Here is a 16,656-nt window from a genome sequence, read left to right on the forward strand (position 1 = left end):
GATGGGGATCGGCACCTTTAGCGGCTGCCAATCCCCACTCCCGACTCCCAAATCACGGCTTACTTCTTGTCGTCCTTGACCTCGGTGAACTCGGCGTCCACCACGTCGTCGGCGGCCTTGGAGGCCTGCGCGTTGCCGCTGGCCGCATCGGCGTTGCCGCCCTGCTCTGCCGCGGCGGCAGCTGCGTACAGCGACTGGCCGGCTTCTTCCAGGGTCTTGCTGCGGGCTTCGATTTGCGCCTTGTCGTCGCTCTTCATGGCGGTTTCCAGATCCGACAGCGCCGCTTCCACCTTGCCGATCACATCGCCACCGACCTTGCTGCCATGCTCGGTGATCGCGGTACGGGTGGCGTGGATCAGGCCATCGGCCTGGTTGCGGGCCTGCACCAGTTCCTGGAACTTCTTGTCTTCCTCGCGGTTGGCTTCCGCGTCGGCGACCATGCGCTGGATCTCTTCGTCCGACAGACCCGAACCGGCCTTGATCTCGACCTTCTGTTCCTTGTTGGTCTTCTTGTCCTTGGCCGACACGTGCAGGATGCCGTTGGCGTCGATGTCGAAGGACACCTCCACCTGCGGCATGCCGCGCGGCGCCGGCTCGATGCCGGACAGGTCGAACTTGGCCAGCGACTTGTTGAAGCGGGCCTGCTCGCGCTCACCCTGCAGCACGTGCACGGTCACGGCCGACTGGTTGTCCTCGGCAGTGGAGAAGGTCTGCGAGGCCTTGGTCGGGATGGTGGTGTTCTTTTCAATGATCTTGGTAAACACGCCGCCCATGGTTTCGATACCCAGCGACAGCGGGGTCACGTCCAGCAGCAGCACGTCCTTGACGTCGCCGGCCAGCACGCCGCCCTGGATCGCAGCGCCCACGGCCACGGCTTCGTCCGGGTTGACGTCCTTGCGCGGTTCCTTGCCGAAGAAATCGGCAACCGCCTGCTGCACCTTCGGCATGCGGGTCTGACCGCCGACCAGGATCACTTCGTTGATGTCGCTGGCGCGCAGGCCGGCATCGTTCAACGCGGTGCGGCACGGCTCGATCGACTTCTTGACCAGGTCTTCCACCAGCGCTTCGAGCTTGGCACGGGTCAGCTTGATGTTGAGGTGCTTCGGGCCCGAGGCATCGGCAGTGACGTACGGCAGGTTCACTTCGGTCTGCTGGCTGGTCGACAGCTCGATCTTGGCGCGCTCTGCGGCGTCCTTCAGACGCTGCAGTGCCAACGGATCCTTGCGCAGATCGATGCCCTGATCCTTGTTGAATTCGTCGACCAGATACTCGATGACGCGGTTGTCGAAGTCTTCGCCGCCCAGGAAGGTGTCGCCGTTGGTGGCCAGCACTTCGAACTGCTTCTCGCCATCGACTTCAGCGATTTCGATGATCGACACGTCGAAGGTACCGCCGCCCAGGTCGTACACGGCGATCTTGCGGTCGCCGCCGTTCTTGTCCAGGCCATAGGCCAGGGCTGCCGCGGTCGGCTCGTTGATGATGCGCTTGACGTCCAGACCGGCGATGCGGCCGGCGTCCTTGGTGGCCTGACGCTGGCTGTCGTTGAAGTAGGCCGGCACCGTGATCACGGCCTCGGTGACCTTCTCGCCCAGGAAGTCCTCGGCGGTCTTCTTCATCTTTTCCAGCACGCGCGCAGAGATTTCCTGCGGTGCCATACGCTTGCCATCGCTGGTCTGCACCCAGGCATCGCCGTTGTCGTGGGCAAGAATGCCGTACGGCACGTGCGAGATGTCCTTCTGCACTTCGGCGTCGGTGAACTTGCGGCCGATCAGGCGCTTCACCGCGTAGAAGGTGTTCTTCGGGTTGGTCACCGCCTGGCGCTTGGCCGAGGCACCGACCAGCACTTCGCCGTCCTTGGTGTAGGCGACGATCGAAGGCGTGGTGCGGTCGCCCTCGGAATTTTCGATGACGCGGGCCTTGCCGCCGTCCATGATCGACACGCACGAGTTCGTGGTGCCGAGGTCAATACCAATGATCTTGCCCATGGATACGCTCCTGATGATTCTGTAGCTGTGTCCGGCGACGCCGGGTCTGGCTGAGATGTGGGGGTGGTGCGCAGGTGTTCAAGCCACCTGCACGAATCTGCGTTTCGCGCATGCGCCCGGCAGTTCAGCCGGGCGCTGCGGTTCAGTCGTGCTTGGCCACGACCACCAGGGCCGGGCGCAGCAGACGCTCGTTGAGCAGATAGCCTTTCTGGAACACCTGCACCACGTGGCCCGGGGCGATGCCCTCGGCCTCGCCCTGGCTGATCGCCTGGTGCTGGTCCGGGTTGAACGGCTGGCCGACCGGGTCGAGCAGGGTCAGGCCGTTGTCGGCCGCGACCTTGAGCAACTGCTTGTAGGTCATGTCCAGGCCATCGCGCAGCGGGCTGGGTTCGGTGCCGGCCGCGGTCAGGCCGGCGTCCAGGCTGTCGAACACCGGCAGCAGCTCGCCCAGCAGCTTCTCGTTGGCGAACTTGCGTGCGTTCTCGACGTCGCGGGCGATGCGCTTGCGCTGGTTTTCCAGATCGGCCCGCTCGCGCAGGGCATCGGCCTTGACCAGCGCGATCTCGCTGCGCAGCGACTCGATCTCGGCCTTGAGCGGATCGGTCTCGGGTGGGTTCTGGGACAGGTCTTCGGAGTCGAATTCGGGGTGGTCTTGGTTCATGTGCAGTTCCCGGGCAAGCGGAACGCCCGCCCCAACGTCACCCCGTATGTGGGCGCGCGCGCGCGTTTCAAGCAAAACGATCGTATCGATCGCTGCCGCTTATCGCGTGCCGGGCGGTTCCATGGCCGCGCCCAGCACCTGGGCGGCGGTCTGCACCAGCGGAATCACCCGGTCGTAGGCCATGCGTTTGGGCCCGATCACGCCCAGCACGCCCAGCACCTGGCCATTGGCGGCATACGGCGCGGTGACCAGCGAGACATCGTCCAGCGACACCATGCCGGTCTCTTCGCCGATGAAGATGCGCACGCCCGGCGCCTGGATGGTGCGTTCAAGCAGCTGCAGGATCTCGCGCTTGCTGGCGAAGGCCTCGAACAGCTCGCGCAGCCGGTCCAGGTCCGACAGGTCCTGCACGCCCATCAGGCGGGTCTGCCCGGCCATCACCATGTCGTCGGCGTCAGCCGGCACCAGCGCCTCGCTGGCCAGATCCACGCTGTGCGCCAGCAGCTGCTCCATCTCGTTCTTGGCCATGCGCAGCTCGCGCAGCAGCGAGGCGCGGATGTCTGACAGCGCGCGCCCGGCAAATTGCGCATTGAGGTAATTGGCCACCCGCTCCAGCTCGGCCGGCTCGTAGGCCCGGCGCGGCTCGATCACCCGGTTCTGCACCTCGTTGTCGGCAAACACCAGGATCGCCAGCACCCGGCGCGCGTCCAGCGCCACGAAGTCGATATGCCGGAACGCGAACTGCTCGCGCCGCGGCGCACTGACCACGCCGACGAAATGGCTCATCGCCGACAGCATCTGCGAGGCGCTGCCGAGCAGCGACTGGGTGCCGTTGCCGCTGGCAAGCTCCGCGCGCAGGCGGCGCACTTCTTCCTCGCCGGGCGGCTGCATCTGCACCAGGCTGTCGACGAACACTCGGTAACCGTGCGCGGTGGGCACCCGCCCGGCCGAGGTATGCGGAGAGCTGAGCAGGCCCACATCCTCCAGATCGGCCAGGATGTTGCGGATGGTGGCCGGGCTGACGTCCAGCCCCGCGTGCTGGGCCAGCGTCTTGGAACCGACCGGCTCGCCATCGCGGATATAGCGGGCAATCAGCGTCCGCAGCAGTTGGCGTGCGCGGGGATCGAGCGTTGGGGACTGTGACGCGCGCATGGGATCATCCGGTGAGACTGGGCATAGATAATGTCTGGCCCTGCGGTTGGCAAGCGTCTTATTCCCTGCCCGCCGCTCCCACCCTAAGCTTCCCCAAAGCGTTCACACTCGATCCCATGCTCAGACACCTCTCCATCAAGGATTTCGCCGTCGTCCGCGCCACCGAACTGGAATTCGGGCCGGGCATGACCGTGGTTTCCGGCGAAACCGGCGCCGGCAAGTCGCTGATGGTGGACGCGCTGGGCTTCCTGTCCGGGCTGCGCGCCGACAGCGGCGTGGTCCGCCACGGCGCCGACCGCGCCGAGCTGTCGGCCGAATTCCAGCTGCCGGCCCAGCACCCGGGCCTGACCTGGCTGTCGGACAACGAACTCGACGACGATGCGCAATGCCAGCTGCGCCGGATCATCCGTGCCGATGGCGGCTCGCGTGCCTGGATCAACGGCCGCCCGGTGACCTCTTCGCAACTGGCGGAGCTGGCCTCGCGGCTGGTGGAGATCCACGGCCAGCACGAACACCAGGCCCTGATGGCCCGCCACAGCCAGCTCGCCCTGCTCGACGCCTACGCCCGCAACGGCGCGCAGCGCGAGCAGGTGCGCCAGGCCAGCCAGCGCTGGCAGGCCCTGCTGGACGAGCGCGATGCGCTGTCCGCGCAAGGCGACGTCTCCGACCGCATCGGCTTCCTGGAACACCAGCTCGGCGAACTGGAACGCGAGGACCTGGACCCGGCCGCGATCGCCGCGCTGGACGTCAATCACCGCCGCCAGGCGCACGCCACCGCATTGATCGGCGCCTGCGACAGCGTGGCCCTGCAGCTCAATGGCGACGACGGCGCCTCCGCGCTGGGCCTGCTGCAGGACAGCCGCCACGACCTGGCGCGCGTGGCCGAGCACGAGCCACGCCTGGGCGAGGTCGATGCACTGCTGGACAGCGCCGTCATCCAGATCGAGGAGGCGCTGGCCCTGCTCGACCGCGTGCGCGACGACCTGGAGGCCGACCCGGCCCAGTTCGAGGCGATGGAGCGCCGGCTCGGCCGCCTGCACGATCTGGCCCGCAAGCACCGCGTCACCCCGGACGAACTGGCCGCCCAGCGCGACCGCATGAGCCTGGAAGTGGAAAGCCTGCGCGGCGCCGATGAGCGCCTGCAGCAGCTGGACAAGCATATCGAGGCGGCGATCGGCGTCTGGCGCAGCGCGGCCAGCAGCCTCAGCGCCAGCCGCACCACCGCTGCCGAGGCCTTGTCGGCCGCCACCACCACGCTGATCGGCGAGCTGGGCATGGGCGGCGGGCAGTTCCTGATCCAGCTGCAGCCGCAGGAGGCATTGCGCCCGGACCCCAACGGCGCCGAGCGGGTGGAATTCCTGGTCGCCGCCAACGCCGGGCAGCCGCCGCGCGCATTGCGCAAGGTCGCCTCCGGCGGCGAGCTGTCGCGGATTTCGCTGGCGATCGAGGTCGCCGCGCTCGGGCTGGACAGCGTGCCGACCATGGTCTTCGACGAAGTGGATTCCGGCATCGGCGGCGCGGTGGCCGACATCGTCGGGCAGAAGCTGCGCGCCCTGGGCGAAGAGCGCCAGGTGCTGTGCGTAACCCACTTGCCGCAGGTGGCCGCCAAGGGCCACGCGCACTATCGGGTCAGCAAGGCGCCGGTGGACGGCATGACCCAGAGCGCGGTCGAACTGCTCGGCCCGCAGGCGCGCCAGGAAGAACTGGCACGCATGCTAGGCGGGGTGGAAGTCAGCAAGGAAGCCCGCGCGGCGGCACGCAAGCTGCTGCAGAGCGCCTGAGCCGCCGGCGCAGTCGGCCGCCATCGGGGGTGCCCGGGCAGCCGATGGCGGCAAACGCACAAGGCGGCCGAAGCCGCCTTGTCGTTGCCGCACTACCACCGGCTTGCGTCAGCGCGGACGCTTCTTGCGCACGTACAGCACCAGCGAGTGCTCTTCCAGCTCGTAGCCATGCTGGGCGGCGATCTGCCGCTGCAAGGCCTCGATCTCTTCGCTCTCGAACTCGATCACGTGGCCGGTGTCCACGTCCACCATATGGTCGTGATGGCCGCCGCGATCCAGCTCATAGACCGCCTGGCCGCCTTCGAAATTGTGCTTCAGCACCAGGCCGGCGGCCTCGAACTGGGTCAGCACCCGGTACACCGTGGCCAGACCGATTTCGTCGCCATGGTCGAGCAGCTGCCGATAGATGTCTTCTGCGCTGAGGTGGTGCTGGTTGCTCTTCTGCTCGAGCAACTCCAGGATCCGCATCCGCGGATGGGTCACCTTGAGCCCGACTTTGCGCAGGTCGTGGGTTTCCATATGTTCTCCGTTCATTGGCGATTTAGCGCCAGCTGCCATCAAACGGGTCGCGGCGACCGACGGGAGTGTATCATCGGCGTGATTTCCTCAGCACTTAATCCCCGATGCGTAATCTCCTGCTGGTCGCCGCCGTTGCTCTCTCCACCGCTGGCTGCGGCATCATCTACAAGCAGCCGATCTACCAGGGCAATCTGATCAAACAGAATGCCGTGGAGCAACTGCAGGTAGGCCAGAGCAAGCAGCAGGTCAGCGCGCTGCTGGGTACTCCCTCGATCCCCGATCCGTTCCATTCGCAGCGCTGGGACTACACCTCCACCCAGCGCGTGGACCGTCTGGCGCGCACCGAGGTCAAGAACTTCACCGTGTTCTTCGAAAACGAGCAGGTCGTTCGCTGGGAAGGCGATTATTTCCCGTCGCAGGACGAGCAGCTGGCCAAGTCGGCACCCAAGCAGTTCGGTCGCAATCTGGCCCGCGACAAGAAGAAGCAGCGCGGCCGTTGATGCGCTTGCTCGCGCACTGCGCGATCGCCTGAGTGTCGCCGCAGCAAAAAACGCATCCGTTTGAACGGATGCGTTTTTCATTTTCCTGGTCGAAAAGATGTGTTCGATCAGGAACTGCAGCGCTGATCTGGATATCGACATCTGTGGGTTTTTGTCAGCCGTCTCGGGGCGACATGCGCCTGTTCAAGCTACCGGCTGCGCTCGCTTGTCCAGATCACTCACCAGAAGAGCTCGCTGTTGCGCACGGCGCACATGCATCGCAGTGCCGGCCAACAGCTATCCGTTGGGACCGGCCTTTTTGCTCGGTCCGGCACGGCGACGCCGCGCCTCCTTCGGGTCCAGCAGCAGCGGCCTGAGCAATTCGACCCGGTCGCCGTCACGCAGCACCTGATCCGCGCGTGCGATCAGCCCATGGATCGCCTGCGCGGCAGGTGGTCGATCCGGGGCCAGACCCGAGGCGGCAATCGCCTCGGCCACGGTAGCGCCCTCGGCCAGTTCCAGCGATACCGAACTGCAGCGGTCCGGCCAGGCCAGCACGACATCGACCCGCATGCTCAGACGTCGCCGCGATCGGCGACCCGCACGAAATCGTTGACCATGCGGTCGGCCAGGCCTTGAAAACCCAGCGCCAGCGCCGGACCCAACAGCCGCGAACTGGTTTCCACTTCCAGGGTCAGGCTGACCTTGCAGGCGTTCTCGCCCAGCGACTGAAACTCCCACAGGCCTTCCAGGCGCTTGAACGGCCCGTCGCGCAGATGCATGACGATGCGCTGCGGGCGTTCGAGCACGTTTTCGGTGGTGAACCAGGTGCGGAACGACCCCAACCCCAGATCCAGCCGCGCAACGATATGCGCCTGGTCCTGTTCAAGCACCTGCGCAGCATCGCACCAGCCGAAACGGCGCGGATAGGCGGCAACATCATTGACCAGATCGAACATGCGGGTGGCGCTGTGTTCGACCAGGGCGCTGCGACGGATGGTAGGCATTCGCTAACTTGTGAAAGACAGAAGATCGTTTGATGACGCCGAATCGGCGACAATGGCGGCATGAGCAAGAAACCAGCCAAGGATAAAGCAAACGGCGCGACGGCCACGAAAACCATCGCGCTGAACAAGCGTGCGCGCTACGAATACCACCTGGAAGAGCGCTACGAAGCCGGCCTGGCCCTGCAGGGCTGGGAGGTCAAGGCGATCCGCGCCGGCCGCGCCAACATCATCGATGGCTATGCCTATGTGCGCTCCGGCGAGATCTTCCTGATCGGCGCGCAGATCACCCCGCTGATCCAGGCCTCCAGCCATACCGTGCCGGTGGAACGCCGCGACCGCAAGCTGCTGCTGCACCGCCGGGAAATCGACAAGGTGCTGAGCAGCGTCGAACGCGACGGCTACACCCTGGTGCCCACCGCGCTGTACTGGAGCGACAACAAGGTCAAGCTGGAAATCGCGCTGGCCAAGGGCAAGCAGAACCACGACAAGCGCGACGCCGCCAAGGACCGTGACTGGCAACGCGACAAGCAGCGCGTGATGCGGCGGCATAACCGGGATGCGTGAATCGGGAATCGGGAGTGGGGAATCGCAAGAGCTGGGTAGGCTCGCTGCGTTGACCTCAAGTTAGTTCACGACGAGGGTATTTCGGGATCCGCAAGAAGCATCCTGCTTTTACGATTCCCGATTCCCCACTCCCGATTCATCACGTCTTCCCAAGCATCCGCATCAAATTCGGCACTCCCCTGCCCTGTACATAGCGATCGCGTTGCAGGTCGGTGCTGGTGTCCAGCATCAGCTGCTTGACCCGATCCGGAAAGCCGATGAACTCGCGGCGGGCGGAGAGAAAGCCGGCCAGCACGCCGGAGACGTGCGGTGCGGCCATGCTGGTGCCGCTCATTTCCACCATCAGGCTGGCCGGATCTTTCGGATCGAAATCGTAATAGGCCGACAGGATCTTTTCGCCCGGCGCCACGACATCCGGCTTGCCGCGCCCATCGGCGGTCGGCCCGCGCGACGAAAAATACGACACGCCGTAATTGTGCGGGCTGCTCTTGTGCACCGAGCCGACTACGATGGCGTCTTCCAGATTGCCCGGGTCGCTGATCGACAGATCCATGTTGGCCGGATACGCATCGCCGTCGTTGCGCATCAACCAGGCCAGACCTTCGTTGCCGGCGGCCACCACCACCAGCACGCCTTGCCGCCATAGCCGCCGCAACTCGTTGCACAGCGGCGTAAAACCGCAGCCGTAGCTCTCCGGATCGAAGTAGCCGCCCAGGCTCAGATTGACGCCGTGGATGACCAGCTCGCCGGCGCGCTCGTTGATCGCCGCCACCTGCTGCACCGCCTTGATCATCCACGAATCACGGCCGTTGCCGGCATCGTCCAGCACCTTGAACCCGTACAGCTGGGTGTCCGGCGCCATGCCGGCAAACTCCAGCGGTTTGCCCGGGTTGCCCTGCGCGTCGGGAATCACCGCCCGGCTATGGCCGGCGATGATCCCGGCGGTATGCGTGCCGTGCCCGTGCCGATCCAGCTGGGCGAAGGCATCGCCGTCGGCGCGCGTCAATCGCCTGGCTGCACCCCGCCGCGTGCAATCCCATTGCGCCACCACCGTGTCGCGCTCTCCCTTTGCGAAGAAATGCGGGTGACTGGCTGCGATACCGGTGTCCAGCACCGCCCAGCCGATCTGTTGCCCGCGTGCGCGATATGCGGTGCGCGCCGCGTCGGCATGCAGAACGTTACCGGACACGTTGATCAACGCGCGCTTGCCGGCATCGCGCCATACGCGCCGGAATCCCAGCGCGCGGTAGCGGTCCTGCAGCGATTCGATCTCGAACCGCGTCAGCCGCGCCGACACAAACCGCTGCAAGCCGTCCTCAAGCTCGATCGCCTCGTCCAGCGCATCGCCGCTCAAGCCGGTGGTCGCTGCAGCGGTCTGGCGCAATTGCGCCAACAGCAGTGCACGCGTGGCGGCCGGATCGTCGCCCAGCAACCGTCGATCCAATTCGATCAGCACTTCGTGCCGGTGCTCGGCGCCATGCGCTTCCAACTGCTCACTGAGATCCTTGATCAGCACCGCGTTGGAGACCGGTTGGTCGAAGCCGACGCCCACCGCTTCGCGCACCGCCGCGCGCACCTGCGGAATCGACAGATAGCCCGAACCCGAATGCGCGTTGTGCTGCCAGTCCGGATTCAGGCGCGCGCCCGCGAGGTTCTCGAAACGCCCCTTGGCATTGGCGATGTCGTCGCCGAGATCCGCATCCAGCGCGATCGGGTCACGCGTATCGGCCACGTTGATCCAGCGCCGCACGCACGCGGGAAACGGCAGCTTGCGCGTGCCGGTCCAGCGCTTGAACATGCTGCGCACCTGCGGCAGGCCCAAGGGCGAGCCCAGGGTCAGGAACAGGCTGACCTCGCACTCGGCCGCCTGGAGCTGACGCAACACGTCAAAGGCGATCATCGAGCCCTGGCTGTGCGCCACCACCACAAACGGCCCGCCACCCGAGCGCAACCGCTGCATCAGGCTGCCGCGCATCAACGCCGCACGCTCGGGCACGAAGAACAAATCGTGCACGTCCTGCAGCAGCGCAGCGGAGATCAGCCGCAGCAGCACGCGGTTGATCGCATCGATCGGACCTTTGGTCTGCACCTGGCCCGCCGCCGGCATCGCGGGCGCGGCATCCAGTTCATCCAGCAAGCGGTGCAGATCGACACGCTCTTGCTCGCTCTGCGCCAAGGCATCGGCGAGCAAATGCAGATCCTGCTCGCCTGGCACCAGCCCAAGCGTGCTCAAGGCGCGCTGCACGCTCTGATTGAGCGCCGGGCCGACATCGCGCGCATCGCAGTTACCGGGTTCGGCAACCGGATAGCGCTCGCGATTGACCCAGTACGCCAGGCGCGTGCGCTCGCCCATCGGCCGCCCGAACAAGGCCTTGTCCCACTGGCAGCGCAACACCTCGGCCGGCGGCTTGTTGCCGATGCCATGGATGTAGATCACGGTGCGCGCCTTGCCCTGCACGCGCGTCAGCCCGGTGTCCTGCGCCTGCTGCTGCGCGGCCCTGGCTGCGCGTCGAGGGCTGGGGGCGTCGACGCCCGATGCGCTTTTGCGGGGCGTGCTGCGTGCCTGCCGCGGACCTGGGGGCTTGCCTGTCGCCATCGCTTCGCTCCTTGATTACCAGACTTTTCCGTCCGATAGGACTGAAGCCACTGTAAGCGCTGCACGTCTCACCACTTGTGACAGGGCGCTCCGATCCCTACACTGATCAGGTCAGCGTTTTGATGCTTTCCCCGGGGGTGCACTGGTTTCGACGGGGGTCGCGAAGTCGCTTGGCGCATGCCGAGGGGGCAGCTTTCCTCGTTAATCCAGCAGCAAACTTTTAGTTGCCAACGATGACAACTACGGTTCGGACTTCGCTATCGCCGCTTAATTGGCTTTAGTTGCAGTTCTACAGCCGCCTAAGGCGAACCCCCGAACCTACTTGTGCCCGTGCTCGTAGGTGTAGGGTCATTATCACGGAACCATCGGTAGTGGCTGCCTGTCAGCTACCGGTTAGATAAAGCAGGCTGGTTTCCAGGTGCGCTTTGCCAACCGTGCTGCCTGGGGATGAGATCTAACGGAGGGCTAAGCATGTAGTGCTGGGGATGGAGTGCTTCCGGACGGCGGTTCGATTCCGCCCACCTCCACCATCTGATCGTGGAAAAGAGCAGTAAGTGCTTGATTTCGCGAAGGTTAGGCCCGGGGTTTGATGTTCAGTTTGAGCCTGCGTTAGGTATCAAACGAGGTATCAAACCCCGTGCCGAAGCCTTATTTTTTGCGCCGCCCTGCTGGGCTCTATGTGCGCTTCTTCGTCCCGACTGACCTGCAAGCCCTCATTGGCTCGCGCTACCTTGTCCGTCCCGTTCGCTTGTCCCTGGGTGATGCTGCCCGACTGGCCGTAGCTCGAACTGCTGTGGCACTCTCGGAAGCATTCGATCAGATGCGGCAAGGAGCGGGCATGCAGGACGATTTGCTGAGCCAGGCTCTGGCCGCGTTGCAAGGGAACGAAACCCGCCCCTACACCATCAAAGTCGGTGGCGTGGAGCTCTCTGCCAACGGAGCGGACGATCATGCTCGGCTGCTGGACGCACTGAAACACCTCCCTCTTCAGCAACTGGCTTCTGTGAAGAGCGCCGGACCGCTGCTGTCAGAGCGCGCCACCATCCACATCAGTGAAATGCGGCGCGTGGGGCGAAGCGCGAAAAACGTGCTTGATACCGAGCACAGCCTGGGTCTTTTTGTGGCGCTTGTCGGCGACAAACCGGTCGAGGACTACAAGACCGATGATGTCCGAAAGTTCCTGGATGCCCTCGAACACTACCCGAGCAACGCTACCAAGAAGGCGGTGTTCGCCGGCCTCACCCCTGTCGAAGTCCTGAGCAAGGCGCGGCAAGGTGGTCATGAACTGCTGAGCATGCGCACCAAGGAAAAGCATCGGGATCGTATTGCGTCCTTCTTCAACGCCTTGGCAAACGAAGACCTGATCAGCAAGGCGCCTCACAAAGCCATCCTCAATCGTCCCAAGTCGCTCACCGATGAGCCGAGTCGTGATCCGTTTAGCCAGGCTGAGCTCGAAGCGCTACTTGAGCTGAATGCATTCACGTCCTGGGCGAAAAAGTATCCGCATCGATGGTTTGGCACGCTGTTGGGATTTGCGACCGGTGCTCGGGTCAACGAGGTCGCTCAGCTCTATGTTGACGACATCGGCAAGGTCGGTGACTTCTGGGGCGTGCATTTCCGAGGAGCAAAGCCGGATCAGCGCTTGAAGAACCCCCACTCCTCCCGCTTTGTTCCCCTGCCCACATCCCTAATCGACGCTGGGTTCTTGGTCTATGTGGATGAGGTCAAGCGCGCAGGCTTTGAGCGACTGTTCCCGCACCTGCCCTACAACGCCGAAAACGGCTACGGCGACGCGCTGGGTGATCAGTTCCGGGCCTATGCGATCAAGCAAGGGCTGACCCAACGGCTCAAAAGCTTTCATTGCTTCCGACACACCTTGTCCAACTCGCTGGTCAATGAACATGGCATCTCGCTTCCGATTTCCCAACAAATCACCGGCCACGAGCTGACGCTTCCGCCAGGCTTGAAGCATTACGTTGATCCGCCCTCTGTTCCCGCTCGCTTTTCGGCCATTGAGCAGTTTGGCCCTCCACTTCCCCTGCCCACTTACACGCCGGGGCAATTTGATCGGTCGTTCAAGCAGGTTCGCCACATGGAACGACGACGCGAGCAGGCGGCAAAGAAGAGGACGACTAAGGCGCCAACAACAGGGTGGAAAAATTCGATCAAAGAAAGCTGAAAAAATGCCCCAACGCTGGAGCGCTGAGGCATTTGGTATAGAGAGCTTAGAACGCTGCACAACAACAACATCAGATTTAGAGATTAGCCGACGTTCTGCGGAGGACCTACGTCAACAACCGGCATTTTGCCACCACAGCTACCGTAGCAACCGCCACCGATCAATACACCACCACTACTGCCGCCACCTGATCCGGCACTACCGCCGCCGCCCGAGCTACCACCGGTCGATGTCTGCTGCTGGATCTGCTCTGCCATTTCCTGAGCCTTTTTACCGCAGGGCTTTTCGATGTAGACCATAGCACGACCGGTATACATCAAAATCTTGACGGTATAGGACACATACCCTTTATAAGAGTTGGCCACCCAGTTACTTTCACCCAGCACTCGTGACGCAGAAGTATCAAGCTTCTTCATGAATGCTGCGTTGGCTGGATTTGAATAATCACTAAATTTCGGCAGATCGGCCAAACCAACCTGGATGGGCGGCAGTGGCGGCATCGGCAATTCAGAGCATGCAATCGCAATACCCACTAAGCCACTCAAGGACAAAACAGCAAAACCAACCCTTTTTCCAATCCCCATTTCAACTCACTCCTTGATAAAAACAACAGAAAACTATTGCCCCCCGATGGGACGCTTATCCAAAATCGGCGCGACGCCGTGCTTAGAAATATAAATTTGATTTATTGCCTGATTCAGGCGCAAAGCCTCAGATTCGCCAAGCATTTTCTGCTCGGTCGTAAGGGGCTTTGCGATCATGACTTCTCTGGTTATTCCGGCTCGGGCATCGCCCCGCATTTCCGCCACACGCGACACCGCATAAGCCGCCACAGGATCGCCATTGGCACTCCCCCCCTGATAAGACGCAAGCATATTCAGTGCAAAAAGGTTGCCTTCCGCTCCTGCATCCACAAGACGTTGTTGAGCTTTTGGATCGGTTGGCAGCAGCCTCGCGTCAAGCATTGCTTGTGCCGCGATATCACCTGCCTCGGCAGCTTGCTTGAGAAGCGCCGCTGGAGCGAGCATATAAGCTTCTAGCTGCTTCTCGTTTGGATAGCCATGTCGGTCGAGCCACTTTTGCTCGGCTTTGCTTTCGGCAAATCCCGGATCATTCTCGAAACTCATTCCATCGCGTGTTCGAGGAATTTCAGGAAACGGGTGTCTAATGCTCGGTGCCGACGACTGAGTAAAAGACTGGGCAGATGCAGCCAAACTGGAAGAACCCGACATTTTCTCAGTCGAAGATTTATTTTTTTCCGAGCTTACTCCATGCTGAGGGGCTTCATTTTTTCTAGCCTCCTGCATCCAAACAATGCCACCCACAACAACAGCTAAAACAAGGGCACTTAGCCCAACTGCTTTATTACTCATGACGACCTTAAGAGTATTTCCGTTACAACTGCACGACGTGCAGTCCACTTTCCTGCGTAAATTCTGCGGCCGCGTTCGCTTGATGTCAATTAGTGCTTCACGAACCTTGCGAAGAAGGGTTGCGAAGAACGAAGTCAAGCTTGAACTGTCTTTTAGCCTCTACAATCCCATTCATCCGATCGCTCACAAGAGCTTGTACGCTTAATAGCGTTCAGGTCACGAATATTTGATACGCCCAGGGTTCCGTAGACACTCAAGACCCTCGTTGCGCGTAGCGCCGTTCAAACTCTACAGGGGACAAGTCGCCAGTTGAACCGTGGCGGCGGTTGGGGTTGTAGAACATCTCGATGTAGTCGAATACCTCGGCGCGAGCGGCGTCCTTGGTGGGATAGGTCCGCCGCCTGATCCGCTCGCGTTTGAGCAGGCCGAAGAAGCTCTCCACGGGTGCGTTGTCGTGGCAGTTGCCACGCCGACTCATGCTGCACACCAAGCCATGGGACGCCAGGAAACTGCGCCAGTCATCGCTGGTGTAGACAGACCCTTGGTCCGAATGAACCAAGCAACCAGCGTTGGGTTTGCGCCGCCACACCGCAGACAACAAGGCCTGCACGACCAACTCGGTGTCGGCCCGATCGCGCATCGCCCAGCCGACGACCTGCCTGGAAAACAGATCGATCACAACAGCCAAATACATCCAGCCTTCATGCGTGCGGATGAAGGTGAAATCACTCGCCCAGGCCGTGTCCGGCTCCGTCACGTCGAACTGTCGGTCAAGCAGGTTGGCAGCCGCCTTGCACTGCATCCCTCCATGGAAGCGCGGTTTGCGACCATAGCCCACCTGGGCACGCAGTCCCTCGGTGCGCATCAGCCGATGCACCCGATGGCGACTACAACGCTCACCTAGATCGCGCAGATCCGTGGTGATCTTGCGATGCCCATAAACACTGCCGCTGGCCAGCCAGTGGTGCTTGATTAGTCCAAGCAAGCGATCATCTTCCTTGGCGCGCTCACTGTCGGGCGAGCGTAACCAGGCGTAATAACCCGCCCGGTTGACCCGCAACACCCGGCACATCACACACACCCTGAATTCCCCGCAGTGGGCTTGCATGAAGGCGTACTTTGCCTTTACCCCTTGGCAAAGTACGCGGCGGCCTTTTTTAGGATGTCGCGCTCCTCGGTCACTCGACGCAACTCTGCCTTTAGCCGCCGAACCTCGGCGCTCTGGTCCACCTCGGCGCGCTGCACTACGCCAGGCTTGCCGAACGTGCGCAGCCAGGCGTACAGGCTGTGCGTGGTGACACCCAGCCGCTCGGCGACTTCTGCCACCTTGAACCCACGATCAGTCACTTGCCGGACCGCCTCGATCTTGAACTCATCCGTATACCGCTTGCTGCTCATAGACACCTCCGAATCGACCATTTTCCATGGCCATGAGATGTCTAGGAAACCCTGGGCGTATCATAGTCGCTCAAGGTCCACGCGCGAATAATTCAACTTCGCACGTGGACCTCCTATGGCTTCTTTCACTGCTGTCGATCTTTCAAAACTTCAAGCGCCAGACCTCATCGAAGCTCTGGACTTCGAGACGATATTTACCCAGGCGATTGCCCAGTTTCGCCGGCTCATGCCGGAGTTCTCCGCACTCACCGAGTCGGATCCCGTCTACAAGCTCTTGCAGTTGTTCGCGGCCCGCGAGCTGCTGATCCGCCAGCGCGCCAACGACAAGGCACAGCAGACCATGCTGGCCTTCGCCACCGGCACCAACTTCGATCACCTCGGCGCATTGTTTGGTGTCGCGCGCCTGGTGCTTGATCCGGGCCAGCCGGGGAACGGCATTGCACCGACCCATGAGTGGGACGTGGACTTCCGCCGCCGCATCCAGCTGGCTCCGGAGGGGTTCAGCGTCGCCGGCCCCGAGGGCGCGTACATCTATCACGCGCTCAGTGCCGCAGCAGATGTGATGGATGCCAGTGCCACCAGCCCCGCACCCGGGCAAGTGCTGGTCACCATTCAATCGCGCACTAGCGATGGCACCGCGCCGCAGGAACTGCTCGACGAAGTGGCCGCCGTCCTCACCGATGCCGATGTGCGCCCGTTGACCGACGAGGTAGCGGTCCAGAGCGCCGAGATCGTCCTATACGCCATTCGCGGGCGCGTCTACACCTACGCTGGCCCGGACTCGGCGGTGGTCATGCGCGAAGCCCTGCGCAGCCTGCAGGCCTATCTGGCCGAGGCCCACCGCATTGGCCGCGACGTCCCCGAGTCGGCCATCAAGGCCAAGTTGTTCGCCGATGGTGTGCAGCGCATCGAGCTGGACCGGTAATCCCCCCGCGAAGTAGCAGACGCCAGAAGTGGAATTT

Annotated in this window: 14 protein-coding genes, 1 other RNA gene and 1 pseudogene; 6 read left to right on the forward strand and 10 right to left on the reverse strand. The window is 62.9% G+C overall.

The window, feature by feature from the left end; all coding sequences use genetic code 11:
- Positions 1-59: 59 nt before the first annotated feature.
- The 3 genes from dnaK to hrcA form a co-directional block, all read right to left on the reverse strand.
- Complete coding sequence (gene dnaK / locus XARJCFBP2528_RS19235; protein WP_016901561.1) at positions 60-1,985, reverse strand: molecular chaperone DnaK; 1,926 nt, start codon at positions 1,983-1,985, stop codon at positions 60-62.
- Between the two features lie 142 nt (positions 1,986-2,127).
- On the reverse strand, positions 2,128-2,646 hold the full coding sequence (gene grpE / locus XARJCFBP2528_RS19240) for a nucleotide exchange factor GrpE (RefSeq protein WP_010366360.1): 519 nt from the start codon (positions 2,644-2,646) through the stop codon (positions 2,128-2,130).
- 99 nt (positions 2,647-2,745) lie between these two features.
- A complete protein-coding gene (gene hrcA, locus XARJCFBP2528_RS19245) occupies positions 2,746-3,798 on the reverse strand; it encodes a heat-inducible transcriptional repressor HrcA (RefSeq protein WP_016901562.1) in 1,053 nt (350 codons plus the stop codon).
- Between the two features lie 116 nt (positions 3,799-3,914).
- On the opposite strand from hrcA, the gene recN reads away from it, so the two are divergent.
- Positions 3,915-5,579 carry a DNA repair protein RecN gene (gene recN, locus XARJCFBP2528_RS19250; protein ID WP_016901563.1) on the forward strand — a complete coding sequence of 555 codons (1,665 nt, stop codon included), beginning with the start codon at positions 3,915-3,917 and terminating at the stop codon, positions 5,577-5,579.
- A 108-nt stretch (positions 5,580-5,687) separates the two neighbouring features.
- Here recN and fur read toward each other — a convergent pair whose 3' ends face one another.
- Positions 5,688-6,098 (reverse strand): ferric iron uptake transcriptional regulator, encoded by a 411-nt coding sequence (gene fur, locus XARJCFBP2528_RS19255; protein WP_016901564.1) that lies wholly within the window; start codon positions 6,096-6,098, stop codon positions 5,688-5,690.
- Positions 6,099-6,202: 104 nt separating this feature from the next.
- On the opposite strand from fur, the gene XARJCFBP2528_RS19260 reads away from it, so the two are divergent.
- Positions 6,203-6,598, forward strand: coding sequence for an outer membrane protein assembly factor BamE (locus tag XARJCFBP2528_RS19260; RefSeq protein ID WP_016901565.1), 396 nt, complete (start codon positions 6,203-6,205; stop codon positions 6,596-6,598).
- Positions 6,599-6,874: 276 nt separating this feature from the next.
- On the opposite strand, the gene XARJCFBP2528_RS19265 is transcribed toward XARJCFBP2528_RS19260, so the two are convergent.
- Both XARJCFBP2528_RS19265 and XARJCFBP2528_RS19270 read right to left on the reverse strand, forming a co-directional pair.
- The gene (locus tag XARJCFBP2528_RS19265) at positions 6,875-7,150 is read right to left on the reverse strand and encodes an RnfH family protein (RefSeq protein WP_016901566.1); all 276 of its coding nucleotides are present in this window, start codon (positions 7,148-7,150) and stop codon (positions 6,875-6,877) included.
- 2 nt (positions 7,151-7,152) lie between these two features.
- A complete protein-coding gene (locus XARJCFBP2528_RS19270) occupies positions 7,153-7,584 on the reverse strand; it encodes a type II toxin-antitoxin system RatA family toxin (protein ID WP_016901567.1) in 432 nt (143 codons plus the stop codon).
- 60 nt (positions 7,585-7,644) lie between these two features.
- Here XARJCFBP2528_RS19270 and smpB point away from each other — a divergent pair, with 60 nt between their 5' ends.
- On the forward strand, positions 7,645-8,148 hold the full coding sequence (gene smpB, locus XARJCFBP2528_RS19275; RefSeq protein ID WP_016901568.1) for an SsrA-binding protein SmpB: 504 nt from the start codon (positions 7,645-7,647) through the stop codon (positions 8,146-8,148).
- A 139-nt stretch (positions 8,149-8,287) separates the two neighbouring features.
- Here the strand turns inward: smpB and XARJCFBP2528_RS19280 are convergent, their stop codons facing one another.
- Positions 8,288-10,744: a S8 family peptidase gene (locus tag XARJCFBP2528_RS19280; RefSeq protein ID WP_016901569.1), complete on the reverse strand. Its 2,457-nt coding sequence runs from the start codon at positions 10,742-10,744 to the stop codon at positions 8,288-8,290.
- Between the two features lie 133 nt (positions 10,745-10,877).
- On the opposite strand from XARJCFBP2528_RS19280, the gene ssrA reads away from it, so the two are divergent.
- Together ssrA and XARJCFBP2528_RS19285 are read left to right on the forward strand one after the other, a co-directional pair.
- Positions 10,878-11,274, forward strand: a transfer-messenger RNA (tmRNA) gene (gene ssrA / locus XARJCFBP2528_RS22930).
- A gap of 107 nt (positions 11,275-11,381) precedes the next feature.
- Positions 11,382-12,923 carry a site-specific integrase gene (locus XARJCFBP2528_RS19285; protein WP_026064109.1) on the forward strand — a complete coding sequence of 514 codons (1,542 nt, stop codon included), beginning with the start codon at positions 11,382-11,384 and terminating at the stop codon, positions 12,921-12,923.
- A gap of 83 nt (positions 12,924-13,006) precedes the next feature.
- Here the strand turns inward: XARJCFBP2528_RS19285 and XARJCFBP2528_RS19290 are convergent, their stop codons facing one another.
- The 3 genes from XARJCFBP2528_RS19290 to XARJCFBP2528_RS19300 form a co-directional block, all read right to left on the reverse strand.
- The gene (locus XARJCFBP2528_RS19290) at positions 13,007-13,507 is read right to left on the reverse strand and encodes a hypothetical protein (protein WP_039812838.1); all 501 of its coding nucleotides are present in this window, start codon (positions 13,505-13,507) and stop codon (positions 13,007-13,009) included.
- 33 nt (positions 13,508-13,540) lie between these two features.
- Complete coding sequence (locus tag XARJCFBP2528_RS24370; RefSeq protein WP_230673792.1) at positions 13,541-14,296, reverse strand: hypothetical protein; 756 nt, start codon at positions 14,294-14,296, stop codon at positions 13,541-13,543.
- Positions 14,297-14,549: 253 nt separating this feature from the next.
- Positions 14,550-15,694, reverse strand: a protein-coding gene (locus tag XARJCFBP2528_RS19300) for an IS3 family transposase (RefSeq protein WP_102596353.1) whose coding sequence is annotated in 2 segments (ribosomal slippage) — positions 14,550-15,457 and positions 15,457-15,694 — 1,146 coding nt in all. Because the reading frame shifts where the segments join, the coding sequence is not laid out codon by codon here.
- A gap of 115 nt (positions 15,695-15,809) precedes the next feature.
- Here XARJCFBP2528_RS19300 and XARJCFBP2528_RS19310 point away from each other — a divergent pair.
- Positions 15,810-16,613 (forward strand): annotated as a pseudogene (locus XARJCFBP2528_RS19310) (baseplate assembly protein); the annotation flags it as partial.
- Positions 16,614-16,656: the final 43 nt, after the last annotated feature.

The sequence above is a fragment of the Xanthomonas arboricola pv. juglandis genome, from assembly GCF_001013475.1.
Lineage (GTDB): Bacteria > Pseudomonadota > Gammaproteobacteria > Xanthomonadales > Xanthomonadaceae > Xanthomonas > Xanthomonas arboricola.

Coding starts and splice junctions, on each gene's coding strand:
- dnaK (WP_016901561.1), bottom strand. CDS start 1,985: ATGGGCAAGATCATTGGTATTGACCTCGGCACCACGAACTCGTGCGTG.
- grpE (WP_010366360.1), bottom strand. CDS start 2,646: ATGAACCAAGACCACCCCGAATTCGACTCCGAAGACCTGTCCCAGAAC.
- hrcA (WP_016901562.1), bottom strand. CDS start 3,798: ATGCGCGCGTCACAGTCCCCAACGCTCGATCCCCGCGCACGCCAACTG.
- recN (WP_016901563.1), top strand. CDS start 3,915: ATGCTCAGACACCTCTCCATCAAGGATTTCGCCGTCGTCCGCGCCACC.
- fur (WP_016901564.1), bottom strand. CDS start 6,098: ATGGAAACCCACGACCTGCGCAAAGTCGGGCTCAAGGTGACCCATCCG.
- XARJCFBP2528_RS19260 (WP_016901565.1), top strand. CDS start 6,203: ATGCGTAATCTCCTGCTGGTCGCCGCCGTTGCTCTCTCCACCGCTGGC.
- XARJCFBP2528_RS19265 (WP_016901566.1), bottom strand. CDS start 7,150: ATGCGGGTCGATGTCGTGCTGGCCTGGCCGGACCGCTGCAGTTCGGTA.
- XARJCFBP2528_RS19270 (WP_016901567.1), bottom strand. CDS start 7,584: ATGCCTACCATCCGTCGCAGCGCCCTGGTCGAACACAGCGCCACCCGC.
- smpB (WP_016901568.1), top strand. CDS start 7,645: ATGAGCAAGAAACCAGCCAAGGATAAAGCAAACGGCGCGACGGCCACG.
- XARJCFBP2528_RS19280 (WP_016901569.1), bottom strand. CDS start 10,744: ATGGCGACAGGCAAGCCCCCAGGTCCGCGGCAGGCACGCAGCACGCCC.
- XARJCFBP2528_RS19290 (WP_039812838.1), bottom strand. CDS start 13,507: ATGGGGATTGGAAAAAGGGTTGGTTTTGCTGTTTTGTCCTTGAGTGGC.
- XARJCFBP2528_RS24370 (WP_230673792.1), bottom strand. CDS start 14,296: ATGAGTAATAAAGCAGTTGGGCTAAGTGCCCTTGTTTTAGCTGTTGTT.